The following is a 13,528-nucleotide window of genomic DNA, read 5'->3' on the forward strand; positions in this document are numbered from 1 at the left end:
ATCTGAAGACAGAAAAAGTGACAGAATTGCCGTCATAATGGTTAGAGGTTGAGAATAGGAGAGCTGATTTTATGCCGTTGGGAACAATAGCATTGCTGTTGGCTGCTAGTTTCAGCCTGGGTGCTTTACCGCTAACGGGATGGGCGGTGCGAGTGTTTACCCGCCGAGATTTGAGGGCGCTGGGCACGGGGAATGTGGGCGTGTCGGCAGCTTTCGTTCACGGGGGGAAATTAGCGGGAATTGCTGCGGTGTTGGCGGAAATTGCCAGGGGTATTGTGCCGGTGTTGGCGGGGCGATTTTACTTCCCGGATGCACCGGAGATCGCGATCGCCCTGTTAATTCCGCTAGTTGCGGGCCGATATGCGATCGCCCGAGGTGGAGGGGTGACAAACGCTGTTTGGGGTCTTTTGGTATTTTCGCCGCCGGTGGCTGTTTCATCGGGCATTTGGGGGCTGCTGGTGTGGGGTTTGGCACAGCGGTGGTGGGGTGAGGGCGATCGGGCGAGACTCTTTGCTTCCCGTTGCGGGTGTCTGTGCACGCCAATTTGGGTTTGGGTGTGGCGACAATCAATACCCGAATTTTTAGCAGCAGCAGGATTAGCTGTTTTGTTAGCAGCAATTAATTTCAGTCAGGGTGATGATATGGCTTTATCTAAATCAGAGCAATTGTTGTCTCTTGATGACTCGTTAGATGCTGCAATCTGCGGCGATAAAGCGGCTAAATTGTCTCAACTGAAACGCGCCGGGTTTAATGTACCTGCGGGTTTTATATTGCCATCGAAGGAAGAAGGAAGTTCGGCAACGGATTATGTAACGGATGTAACGGATGGAAGCAAGAAGGAAGAAGTCCGACGGAAGAAGAAAGAAGGAAGAGGGGAAAAGAAAAATGCCGAGCATTTGTCAAGTATTGATGTTTTAATCCAAAATCTAAAATCCAAAATCCAAAATCGAATGATTGTGCGTTCTTCTGCTGCGGGAGAAGATGGCGATACGAGTTCCGCCGCCGGACAATATCAAACTATAGGCCCTGTTTTCACAGAAGCAGAATTGCTCGATGCAATTAATCGCTGTCGCCAGTCTTATTGGACTGCCGAAGCTGTGGCTTACCGCCGACAGCGACAATTGCCCGACACCCAAATGGCTGTATTAATTCAGCCTTATATTGATAGCCAGTTTGCGGGAGTCATGTTCAGTCGCAATCCTTTAGATGGCGGTCCCCAGGTAATTATAGAAGCTTTACCCGGAGGAGCCGAAGCTGTTGTCGGCGGACAATGTACTCCGGTTCATTTAGAAATTGATTTTAGTAAACCTGAATTATTAGACAACAAATTAAATGAACTTCAAAGTGATTCAATTATTTCTCAATCTATTATAGTAGAGTTGACGAAACAAGCGCAAGCAATTGAAGCATTTTTTCACGGAATCCCGCAGGATATTGAGTGGAGTTGGGACGGTGAAACACTTTGGATTTTGCAAAGTCGCCCAATTACTAATTTGCAGCCGTTTTGGACGCGCACTATTGCAGCAGAAGTGATTCCCGGTGCAATCCGCCCCCTAACTTGGTCGATTAATCGGCCGCTGACTTGCGGGGTTTGGGGAGAGATTTTTCAGGTGGTTTTGGGCGATCGCGCCAGTGGCTTAAACTTTAATGAAACGGCAACTTTGCTCGGTTCTCACGCCTATTTTAATGCGACTTTGTTGGGCGAAATTTTTCGGATGATGGGATTGCCAGAGCAGGGTTTGGAATTTTTGCTGAGAGGGCAAAAAATGGGCAAGCCGCCTTTGGGGAAGATTTTGCCTTCTTTGCCCGGTTTGTGGCGTTTGGTGCAGCGGGAGAGGGCGCTGAATGCAGAATTTAAGGGCGATCGTACTTCTATTTTCCTCCCGGCACTGCAAAGTTTGGAGAAGCAAGGCACGACACGGATTTTGACACGGATACACGGATTAATTATTGAGGATGAGTCAAAAGGAATATTAATGCCCAGTGCCCAATGCCCAATTCCCAATTCCCAATCCCTAATTCCCAATGCCCAATGCCCAATGCCCGATTATCAATATTTAACGGAATTGTTGGAGAGAGCGGAGCAAATTCAGGAGTGGCTGAAACCGATTACTTACTACAATATATTAGGGCCGATCGGGCTGGCTATTCGCAAAGCAATTTTTCGCGTTGATGATGACTGGCTGGCAAATGACAGCGCTCCTGAAATTGCTTCGGTGCGAGCTTTACAGCAGTTGGCTCAGAAATTGCGCCAAGCTGCTGTTTCGCAGCCTGACGAAACTGTTTCATTCGCACATTTAGCACAGATATTTGCCGAAAGTCCGGCTTTACAAGCAGAATTTAAAAAGTGGCTTGATATTTACGGATATTTGAGCGAGGTGGGAACGGATATCGCTGTTCCTACTTGGCGAGAACAGCCGGAAATTTATCAAAAGCTGCTAATAACTATGGCTCAAAAAGCCGAAACTAATTTAGTCGAAAAGCGGAAATTAGGCTTGACTTTTGGGCAGAAGTGGCGGTTAGATAAATGTCAGGAAAGAGCGATCGTCAAAAACGAAATTAGCGAAATTTACGCGCGGTTGTTGGCTCACCTGCGCTGGACTTTTTTGGAGATTGAAGCTTGCGGATTGGCAATGCAGGTGTTTCAGGAAAGCGGGGATATTTTTTATCTGGAATTTGGGGAAATTCAGCAGTGGATTCGCAGCGGCGCGAGTGTTTCTTTTCAGGATACAATTAGCCAAAGGCGCGATCGCCTGGTAGCCGATCGCGATCGTCCGATTCCCCCTGTAGTCTACGGCAATTTGCTGCCCAATTCTCAGAAAAGGGCGATCGAACTTGCAACATCGGAAACTAATATCATCCAGGGAATTCCGGCAAGTATTGGCCGTGTCGAAGGCTTTGTGAAGATTTGCCGCACCGCGAGTACAGATTTAGGAGAAAATGCGATCGCAGTAGTCCCCTACACCGATGCAGGCTGGGCACCGCTGCTATTAGGAGCAACAGCAATTATCGCCGAAGTTGGGGGCCAACTATCTCACGGAGCAATTATCGCTCGCGAGTACAAAATTCCCGCAGTTATGAATATTTCTGAAGCTACAACTCGCTTGCGAGACGGTCAAAAAGTCCGAGTAGACGGGTATCTCGGCACTGTAGAATTGCTCGAATAAACGGGAAGAAGAGTGTAAAAACTTGTTTGTAGTAACGTGAGTTTGACCGTCAGGCGATCGCCCTGGTACACTTAGAGTGCGATCGGCATTTCTCACTCATATTATGTCCGGTCGATTACCCCTAATACGGTAGGGGATCCCCTCACGAAAAATATCTGCCAATAATTGACAATCTCAAAAACCCGCCCTTTTAATCGCGGTCACTCGACCGGACATGATATCAACTGTAACTAGACTGTAAATAGTTGCATAAAAATAATGTACATCTTCAAAACCCCTGTTTCTTGGAGAAACCGGGGTTCAATAAATTTCCCAATAGTTGTTAATTATGTCTAATTAACTTCCAAGGTAATTCCTTCAGGTTTTGCTGTTCCAGTCAGAATTGCCAAAATTTGGTCAGGAGTTAACTTTGGATTCGCCTGAAGCATTAGAGCAACTACACCTGCAACATAGGGAGCAGCCATAGACGTTCCCTGCTGGAAGCCATAACCTACGTTTCCCGGCTTAATCGGAATTGTAGATAAGACTTCATGACCCGGAGCAACCACAAAATTTATTGGTATCGAACCAGCAGGATTGGAAAAAACAGTTACCTGTTTGCCTGGAAAACTTGTTACTGCTCCGACAGCTATTCCCAAATTATCCAAAGCATAAAATGCTGGAAAACCTGGTTCGCTAGGGTTGAGTTTATCCCTCTCATTTCCCGCTGACATTACCACAACAACTCCGCGTTGTCTGGCATATTCTAGGGCTTTTCGCTCTTCCGGAGTGGCAACCAGTCCGCCCAAACTCATGTTAATAACATCTGCGCCATTATTAACCGCATAGCGAATGCCATCAGCAATATTTTTATCTGTCCCACCTTTCACGCCCAACACCCTAATTGGCATAATCTGAGCATCATAAGCAACCCCATTCATTTCGTAGCTGTTATTGGGATAATTGATGTCAATTCCATTTCTTTTCGCCCCAATGATTCCTGCTACATGAGTTCCGTGAAACCCACGCTGATCGTTTGAATCTGGGGAGACAGTAGCATCGCCATCTACAAAATCCCACCCATTTACATCATCACGAACTCCGTTGAGATCGTCATCAATACCATTCCCCGGAATTTCTTTAGGATTCCGCCAGATATTGCTCTTTAAATCGGGATGACCCAAGTCAAAGCCAGTATCCAGTACCGCAACCACAACACCTTTACCCGTGTATCCTGCTTTCCAGGCTGGGGCAACATTGAGGAGGTTTAAGTCTCCTATGTTATTCAATTTAGCAGCACTGGTGAGCGGGTTAGCAGCATCCAACTGCTGTTTACCAGTGGCAGCCGCAACGGCCCCTGCTGCATCCACCAGTCCATAGCCAAACAAGCTGTTGAACTTATCTGTTGCCGGTGCAGCTAAGATGCTGAGATTGTAGGGTGTGCTGCCTACAAAAGGGTTGACTCCGAGATAATAAGTACCTGCTGATAAACCCATAAAGAAAATTTCCTCTGGATTGTTGCCTTGCTGTTGAGGAACGCCAAGAATTTCACCAAAATCAACCTTGTTGTTATTGTTGACATCCTGAAACAGCACTAAATCCGCATCTGTACCTGGATACATTCCCCGCAAGTTGACTTGAAGGTTACTGGGCTGTGGGAGATCGAATTTGTAGAGTTGTGCAGGTTGGTTTTCATTAACCAAGCCGTCTAACGAACCCTTGACTCCGCTACTGAATGGGGCAAAAGAAGTCGCTTGGTTAAGCAAGAACTGAATTGGCTTGACATTTACATTCAGGTTGTAGTTGGTGTTAGCTCCCGGTATACCCTGTTCAACGTAGATAAAGTATCTGCTCGGTACAAAAAAGCGACTTTCAATTACTTCTGGCAGACTTCCCAAATTTTGGGAGGCAGAGACTTCCTCTCGACTCAGGCTACCATCGCCATTAGCATCCCTCGCAAAGAATAAATCAGCGTCCCCGCTTAAACCGTTGAGTTCCAATGTGATACTACTGGGTGTCTCAATGGTGAAAGTGTAAATATCTTCGGTGTCGTTTTCACCTACGAAGCCATTCCGGCTAATTGGATTTTTCAGGGTACCGAGGTCTGTTGATCCTACTGCTGCTGCTTTTCGTTCGGTTTGGGGTACAAAAGATTCATTGTCGCTACCACCAATTAGCGTGTCTCCACCCAAATTGCTAACCGAACTGTCTTGGCCATCAGAACCTGTAAGTATGTCGCTGCCTTGACTACCGTGCAGCGAGTCTGTTCCTTGACCTCCAACGAGGGTATTGTTCCCAAAGTTGCTAGAGATGAAGTCATCAAAGTTCCCGCCCAATAGGGCATCGTTACCGCTACCTCCTAACAGGAAATTCTGACCGCCACCACCATCGATCAATTCTGGATAGACAGAACCAATCATAGTATCATTACCTTCTAAAGCCCGCAGTCCTATGGTGAAGGGATTTAAAAGTCCTGGGGTTAGCCTGAAGTAATCAGAATTGGGAGTTAGATCTAAAAAATTACCGTCACTGCTGGAACTACTCATAATCAGATGCTCCTGGTCAGCTCAATAGGTATATCTTACTATGGAAAAAGTTTCAACCCTGAAATCGCAAAGTTTTTTAATAATACTCAAAGAAAATTCTTATGACTCAGGCAACAATCCTATGGATAGGTTGAACCCCACATTCCGCACGTTTTAACACTAATTGGGGATTTTTTGGTAAGAAATGGCTGTAATTATTTGTCTACAATTATTGCGCTGATATGTAGAAATATGATTTTTTATTAAGGAGTGTTTATTTGTTCTCAATAGCCATTAATTAGCGAGAATATGTTGGCAATTAAATTCCTAGGATGACGTTTTCTCGTCAACATATTTTTGACTATGTTAAGAAGTGCGGAATGTGGGGTATAAGCAATTAGACGAGACTGTTGGCGCATCAATAAAGGGCTTCACCCCTCACCCCCTACAAATAGTGGTTCTAGACTAAATGTCTAATTGACCATATAGCCCTTAACTACCAATAGTGAACGGAAATACTGCCTCCCAGAGATGAGGGGTAACACCCCCTGCGAATTCGCCAACAGTCTCTTAGACTTGCTACTAAATTCACCATAAAATTAGCAACGTTGCGAGGGTAGTAAGGAGTTGATTTCTGAGAAACTAAAAACCAGAGTGAGGACTTCAGTCCTCACTACAAAACTATCTGGGACTCCTACTTTCCTACACTAAGAAATTCTGGACAACATAGTTCCCCACATTTCTACCCGCACTCAAGCCATTTACGTTAGCACTCATGAAATGAATGCCTCCGTAAAGGCGACTCATGCCCGATTCGTCGGCCGCTTCGCTGAAGTTTTCAAAGGTTCGCAAAGTGTTGACAGTCCTGTCTCCCCTATCTGCAAAGCCAAAATCCGAACCCAATACAGAGGTCATAACTGCATCTGCTGCACCGCTAAAGGTACTGTGGCCCGACGTGTACTCAGGGAACGGCGGAGTAGTTATCAGCGGAGTCCATAGGGGGTCGGCTGTCGTGTTCGGGTTGTTGTCCGTGTCTGCTTGGCGGATAGCTGTCACCGGCCGCCATAAATTGTATTGGTACTTAGCATCCCAGCAGCTAATAGCTGCATCGGCGAGGGCAAAATTTAGCAGGGCGAACAAGCGGGCGGTATCTTCTAAGGATTGACCGGTGAGAGTCGCTGTTTCTTCGGCGATTTGGTTCCAGTGACCCGGAGGCGTAAACGTCCCAGCGCCGTTGGCCCAGAATTTGGCGATTGCTGTTTGGTCTGGGGTGCGCGTGAGGCTGTCACTTTTGCCGATTTCTTTGACGTAGTTAACTTCCTCTGCGTACTTGGCGCTGTCAAGGGCGGGCGGGCCGGCCGGGCGGAACTGAGAACCGCTAGTCATGGCAAAGGGAGTAACTTCTGCCCACTGTGGCGCCAGCGCGGCGGCAAGGGCGGGGGGAGTCGGCACCCAGCTACCGGGGTCGGTTTTGGGGGTGTACTGCACTACTTTCGTGATGCCGTCTGTACTCCGCGAACTGATAATTTGGTCGGCAACTTGCTGTCCGAGGGCAATCCCGTCTTGTTTGGCTTTGCCGTCGGTAATTTTAGCTAAAGACGATGCGTATGCTTCGTTGAATGTGGCTGCTTGCGCTGGGTAGACGGTGACTAAGACGCGGTGGGCGGCTGCGGCGGTGGCAGCTTCTGCTGATGTGCCTGCTGGTGCATCTATGTTGACCCGGTAAGGGCTGTATTTTTTGCTTATGGAGTTAACAGCATCGTGAATGGCTGCATGAACCATTGCCATGTTGCGGGAAGCGAGGGGAGGCGCACTGTTGCCTGTCCGCACTGCATTCAGCATGACTCCGTTCCACTCGATGACAGGGTTTGCCGATAGCTGATTTGTGAATTGGTCGCGGCTGATTGTACTGCTGTTGACTCCCGGCAAGACTGCTAAATACTCGCCCGTGAGTTTGTCTTGAATTACGGTACTGTTGCTGTTGGCGCCGATGCCTGGTTGGATGTTTAAATCTTCAAAGGTGAGACCGTCTAGCAATCGAATTTTGTCATTGCCGTTGCCGAAGTCGGCGATGTAGTCGGCAGCAGCTAGAGTTGGGCCGCCGCTGCCTTTAGCAATGCCAAATATATCATCGCCCGTGCCGCCGCTTATGGTATCGCTACCTATGCCCGCGTAGATGATGTCGTTGCCGGAATCGCCACTAATTAGGTCGCTGCCTTTGCCTCCCCAGAGGATGTCATTATCTGCACCGCCGGTGATAGTATCGTTGCCTCGATCGCCGCAGATTTTGTCTTTGCCTGCATCGCCTTCGAGAAAGTCGTCTCCGCTGTTGGCGTAAATTATGTCGTTGCCATCCAATCCGTTAAATCTGTCTGGTTGGGTGGTTCCTTCAAGATAGTCAAATTTAGGACTAGAGATGAGGGATGCCATGTTTATTTATTGGATATTTTGATTAAAGCGCAAAGGTTCGTACCGTCTGTAGATGCTTAGGTGTGTTTACCCGTTATTTAATAATATTAAACTTTCTGGTTGAGACGTAAACGCCACAACCAAGCTTTATTTAATATTTAACGGGCTTTTGATGAAGTTTTGCGCTTTGAATCTGCGTAAAAATACAGACATTAAAACTGCCTCAGATACTGCAAGGTTGTTAATTTTTCACAAAAAAACACTGTTTTTTTATATTTAGAGCAAGATACTTTTTACCAGCATAAAAGGCGCGGATTGTGTAACGGAGTACGTATATATTTATTAAGCACTCCTCAAAGCTGCGATCGGGTCGAGTTTGGCGGCTTGGCGGGCGGGGACGACGCCGAAAAAGAGGCCGACTGCACCGGATACACTGACAGCAAGGGCGATCGCCACGGGCGAAATACCAGCTTGCAAGGGCGTGAAATTACTTACAAGCAAGATACCGCCGATACCTACGCAAGTACCGACTATCCCTCCGGCGGCTGATAAAATTACAGCTTCGACAATAAATTGAAATAAGATATCTTGTTGAGATGCGCCGATCGCCTTTCTGAGCCCAATTTCCTGAGTGCGTTCGCTGACGGAAACCAGCATAATGTTCATAATCCCAATTCCGCCTACTAATAAGGAAATGCTGGCAACAGCAGTTAACATAAGTGTCAGAGCCCCGGAAATCGCACCCATTGTTGCCATTAAATCTTTCTGATTTCTGACTGTAAAGTCATCTTCGGTGGTAACTTTGTGCCGCAGTCTCAGCAAGTTTTCTACCTGAAATTGAGCAGCGTCCATTTGCAACTCATCTTTAATCGAAATAAATACCGACGTGACAGCCAAACCGTAGGGAGATTTGCGCCCGACAATGCGGTTGGCCATTGTGGCGATCGGCACTGCGGCCGAGTTATCGTAATTCGTACCAAAAGATGTGCCTTTGGATGCCAATACTCCAATTACTTTGAGGCTGACATTTTGGATACGTATCTGTTCGCCCAAGGGATTGGTATTGCCAAAAAGTTTTTCCGCTAATTCTGAACCGAGAACTACAACTTGATTACTTTGCTTAACATCTAGTTCGGTCAAAAACTGCCCTTTTGCCATTTCAAAGCTTCTGACTTCTAGAAATTCTGGAATCGTGCCAAAAATTAGAGCAGAAACATTTTTGTTGCTGTAGCGAACTATTTCGGAACTGTTAAGTTCTGCTGACACGCCTTGGACGGAGGGAACTTGAGTTGCGATCGCCTTAGCATCTTCTACTATCAGTGTTTGAGGCGCACTTGCGATCGAACTTCGCCTAGCGTTGGGAACTCCGGGTCTAACTATCAATACATTTGTACCGAGGGATTGAACTTGTCCTGCTACAAATTTTTGAGCTCCTTCTCCAATTCCAATCATGGCAATTACTGAGGCGTTGCCGACAATCATGCCGATCATTGTTAAACTGCTGCGAGTTTTGTTTGCTAGCAGCGTTTGACCGGCCATTTTTACACTTTCAATAAAATTCATACTTGGGAAATTGGGAATTGAGCATGGGGAATTGGGAATTGGTAATTGAAACCAACAAATAACTAATGACTAAGGACTTCTTAAGCACTTCTCAATGCCACAATCGGGTCTAATTTAGCAGCTTGTTTTGCAGGTACGATGCCGAAAAATAAGCCGATGCTGCCGGAAACACCGACTGCAAGTGCGATCGCCACTGGGGAAACGCTAGCTTGCAGGGGAGTAAAAGCAGCTACTAAAAGCACGCCGCCGATACCGAATCCAGTACCGATCGCCCCGCCTGCCGCTGACAAAATCACAGACTCAATCATAAACTGAATTAGGATATCTTGCTGAGAAGCTCCGATCGCCTTTCTCAATCCAATTTCTTTGGTACGTTCGGTAACAGAAACCAGCATGATATTCATAATCCCGATGCCGCCGACAAACAGCGAGATTGCCGCCACGAAAGCTAACATCATTGTCAAAGCACCAGTAATACTGCCCAAAGTATTCATTAAATCTTTCTGGTTGCGAACAGTAAAATCATCCTCCTTAGTAATTTTATGCCGCAATCTCAGCAAATTTTCTATTTGAAATTGGGCCGCTTGCATCATAGTTTCATCCTTGATGGCAACCGAAATAAACGTTACTTTTGTACCGTAGGGAGACGAGCGACCAACGATGCGATTGGCCATTGTTGTCAGCGGCAAATAAACGTTCATATCTTGATTGTCGCCAAAACTTGAGCCTTTCGCCTGCATGACACCAATCACTTGAAAACTCGAGTTTTTGATGCGAATGTATTGACCAACTGGCTGTGTATTACCAAACAATTGTTCTGCTGCTTCTGAACCTAAAGCTACTACATTTTCTTGTCTTTCTAAATCTAATTTGCTTAAAAAACGACCTTGACCAACATCAAAGCTTCTGACTGTCAGAAATTCTGGGGTAGTTCCCACAATGGAAGACGAAACGTTTTTGTTGCGGTAGGTAACGAGTTGACTGTCATTGAGAGTTGGTGCGACTTCTTGGACAGAAGCAACTTGAGATGCGATCGCCTCTGCATCTTCCACTACTAAAGTCTGGGGCGGAATCACCGGGCGGGTTTGCGCTTCAGGACTTCCAGGAATAATAAATAGCAAGTTTGATCCCAGAGAGTTAACTTGTCCCTCGATAAATGTTTGAGCTCCTTCGCCGATACCGATCATCGAAATTACCGAAGCATTGCCGATGATAATTCCTAACATCGTCAAGGTGCTGCGAAGCTTGTTTGCCATCAAAGTTGTGACAGCCATTTTGACGCTTTCAACAATATCCATAATTCGATTTTAGATTTGGGATTTTAGATTTTAGATTAGGGAATTGGGATTATTGATGTCAACTTAATATTTAAACCCATAATAAATCTCGCTTGTAGTCGAGTCTCTATCCCCCTAAATTCCCCTTAATAAGGGGGACTTTGAATACTCTTGTCCCCCCCTTATTAAGGGGTTTTAGGGGGGATATCGGGGTTGGAAAACACCCTAGAGCGATCGAGATAAATAATCCCCCATGCCCTATGCCCTATGCCCTATTTCTGATTCTTGATAATATCCTCAAGTTTTTTACCTTGAGGAAGTTCGGTAAAAACGCGATCGCCAGCTTTTGCACCCTCTAAAATCTGAATCTTGTTGCCAATAGTCGATCCAACGGTAACAGCTTTAAACTTCGGCTGTTGTTTCTCATCGGGAACTAGCACACCCGTTTGACCTTTATTAGTGACAATTGCCACCGTAGGTACAACTAAAGCATTGCTCAACTTTTGACCGACAAATCTCAAATCTACATTCATCCCCGATTGCAGCGAATCTTTGCCCGTATCAATGGCAACTCGCACTTGAAATAGCGTCACATCCCGTTCCTTAACAGCTTCCGGCGCAATTAATTTAACGCGACCTTTAAACACTTTATCTGGATAAGCATCGGCGACTATTTCAACTTCTTGACCCGGTTTAATTTGACTGATATCAGCCTCCGGGACTTTAGCCAAAACTTCCACATCTCTAGCTAAAGCCACAATCGATGTCGAAGTTGCCGAAGTAGCTTCCGATGCCGAAGTTGCGGGAGTTACAAAAGCTCCTTGAATGGCGTATCTTTGGGTAATAATTCCCGCAAAAGGAGCGCGAACTTTCGTATCTTCTAACTGCACTTCTTGAAAGCGGACTTGAGCTTGAGCTTCCTCTAATTCAGCTTGAGCTTGAGCTATTTCTTCCGGGCGAGAACCGTTTTCTTGTGCGGCCAATTGGCTTTTTGCTTCAGCAACTGCTGCTTCGGCTTTGGCGATTTCTTCTGGACGGTTGCCGTTTTCTAGCTGCGCTAATTTGCTTTTAGCTTCGGCAACTTCTGCTTCAGCTTTGGCAATTTCTTCCGATCGCGTGCCGTTTTGCAATTGGTTCAATGCTTGCTGCTCCACTTGCACAGCAGCTTGGAGTTGCTGAATTTGCGACTCCCGACTTTCTTGCAGTTGTTGCAGGCGTCTTTGAGATTCGATTAATTTAGCTTGGGCAGTGCGATTTTCTTTAATTAATTCATCCAGTTTATCTTTAGCCAGAGCACCTTCTTCCACTAGCGGTCGATTGCGTTCTACCCGTTGAGCTGTTAGTTCGGCTTGGGCTTTACTCGAGTCAATTTGCGTTTGTGCTTGGGCAATTTCTTGTTTGACACTGCCAGTTTGAGCGTCGGCTAAACGAGCTTGAGCTTGGGCTAAACGAGCTCGCGCTTGGCTGACTTCTTCCACGCGGCTGCCGGCTCGCAGTCGCTGCAAGCCTGCTTGAGTTTGCTGCAAGCGAGCTCTGGCTCCTGCAACTTCTTCCACGCGGCTGCCGGCTTGGGCTTGCGCGAGACTGGCCTCGGCTTGCTCTAAGCGCGCTCGGGCGCTGGCGATGTCTTCCGATCGATTCCCGGCTTCGATTTGGGCGAGTTTTGCTCGCACGCTGGCTTCGCGGGCTTTAGCTTGAGCTAGTTGAGCTTCTACATCGCGGCTTTCCATGCGGGCGACAATCTGTCCTGCTTCGACTTTATCGCCCTGTTCTACAAACAATTCTGCGATCCTGCCGGAACCTTTGGGGCTGAGATTCACGCGCTGTACGGGCTGCACCGTGCCGCTAGACGTGATCCGCACCGTGAGGTTTTGCGCTTCCACCGGCACTGTCATAGTGGCGATCGCATCTACTTTCGGTTGTGATCGACTTTTTGCTATATAAATAGTGGTCGGTACAGCTAGCAACCCGGCTGCAACCAACCCAATCGCCCACCGCTGCGGTTTGCGCGCCGGTTTCTTCGGAGACTGCTTTTGGGCGGTTTTGTTATCTGCAATTTTGGTCTCTGCGGCCTTGGTGTCTACAGTCTGAGTATCTTCCACCTTGACCTGAGCAGTTTCCTTTTTAGGGCTAACGATCATACCGACTCACCTAATTTAATCTCAGGATTACCTTTAAAGGTAAAATTTTTGCTGATGCTTGGCATCGTCTTTCAGACTCATCCGATCGGGTGATTTATAAAAAGTTCCCCAACCAGCACCTGTAAACAATTATAGCTAATCTTTGCAATTTATTAAAAAATGTTAAGTTTTTTCAGCCAAAAGAGGTGGATCTAAACAAAATCGCTCCTGGCTGCTGGCAAATTAAAATATATTTTAGCAGATAATATTATTTTGGGGAGCTAGGTGCCGGCTTCTCACCAGCAACAAAGGCGGATCTGGCTGCGGGCGATCGACTATAGTAGGTCATTGCCGACTCGTGATAGCGATCGCAGCGGGATCGGCCAGTGCTAAGCTCGTAACGGCACAGTATGGACACACTTATTCTCATAAACCCGGTTTCACGGGTAGCGGTGCGTAAGTCCTGAATACATATCCGCCCGGTGTCC

6 protein-coding genes are annotated in these 13,528 nt (G+C 46.8%); 1 reads left to right on the forward strand and 5 read right to left on the reverse strand.

Translation table 11 applies throughout. From position 1 onward, the window contains the following. Positions 1-71 precede the first annotated feature (71 nt). Positions 72-3,167, forward strand: coding sequence for a glycerol-3-phosphate acyltransferase (locus tag QUA99_RS15060; RefSeq protein ID WP_333238042.1), 3,096 nt, complete (start codon positions 72-74; stop codon positions 3,165-3,167). 332 nt (positions 3,168-3,499) lie between these two features. On the opposite strand, the gene QUA99_RS15065 is transcribed toward QUA99_RS15060, so the two are convergent. The 5 genes from QUA99_RS15065 to QUA99_RS15085 all read right to left on the reverse strand — a co-directional run bounded on the left by QUA99_RS15065 (position 3,500) and on the right by QUA99_RS15085 (position 13,061). Next, a complete protein-coding gene (locus tag QUA99_RS15065) occupies positions 3,500-5,692 on the reverse strand; it encodes a S8 family serine peptidase (RefSeq protein WP_333238040.1) in 2,193 nt (730 codons plus the stop codon). A 681-nt stretch (positions 5,693-6,373) separates the two neighbouring features. Next, positions 6,374-8,101 (reverse strand): phosphatase PAP2 family protein, encoded by a 1,728-nt coding sequence (locus QUA99_RS15070; protein ID WP_333238038.1) that lies wholly within the window; start codon positions 8,099-8,101, stop codon positions 6,374-6,376. A gap of 321 nt (positions 8,102-8,422) precedes the next feature. Continuing rightward, positions 8,423-9,643, reverse strand: coding sequence for an ABC transporter permease (locus tag QUA99_RS15075; protein ID WP_333238036.1), 1,221 nt, complete (start codon positions 9,641-9,643; stop codon positions 8,423-8,425). 80 nt (positions 9,644-9,723) lie between these two features. Beyond that, on the reverse strand, positions 9,724-10,941 hold the full coding sequence (locus tag QUA99_RS15080; RefSeq protein ID WP_333238032.1) for an ABC transporter permease: 1,218 nt from the start codon (positions 10,939-10,941) through the stop codon (positions 9,724-9,726). 251 nt (positions 10,942-11,192) lie between these two features. Beyond that, a complete protein-coding gene (locus QUA99_RS15085) occupies positions 11,193-13,061 on the reverse strand; it encodes an efflux RND transporter periplasmic adaptor subunit (RefSeq protein WP_333238029.1) in 1,869 nt (622 codons plus the stop codon). Between the last annotated feature and the right edge of the window lie 467 nt (positions 13,062-13,528).

Source organism: Microcoleus sp. F10-B2 (assembly GCF_036704965.1).
Classification (GTDB): Bacteria; Cyanobacteriota; Cyanobacteriia; order Cyanobacteriales; family Microcoleaceae; genus Microcoleus.

Bases quoted from the DNA above. Each gene is read 5' to 3' on its own strand.
- QUA99_RS15060 (WP_333238042.1), top strand. From the start codon at position 72: ATGCCGTTGGGAACAATAGCATTGCTGTTGGCTGCTAGTTTCAGCCTG.
- QUA99_RS15065 (WP_333238040.1), bottom strand. From the start codon at position 5,692: ATGAGTAGTTCCAGCAGTGACGGTAATTTTTTAGATCTAACTCCCAAT.
- QUA99_RS15080 (WP_333238032.1), bottom strand. From the start codon at position 10,941: ATGGATATTGTTGAAAGCGTCAAAATGGCTGTCACAACTTTGATGGCA.
- QUA99_RS15070 (WP_333238038.1), bottom strand. From the start codon at position 8,101: ATGGCATCCCTCATCTCTAGTCCTAAATTTGACTATCTTGAAGGAACC.
- QUA99_RS15075 (WP_333238036.1), bottom strand. From the start codon at position 9,643: ATGAATTTTATTGAAAGTGTAAAAATGGCCGGTCAAACGCTGCTAGCA.
- QUA99_RS15085 (WP_333238029.1), bottom strand. From the start codon at position 13,061: ATGATCGTTAGCCCTAAAAAGGAAACTGCTCAGGTCAAGGTGGAAGAT.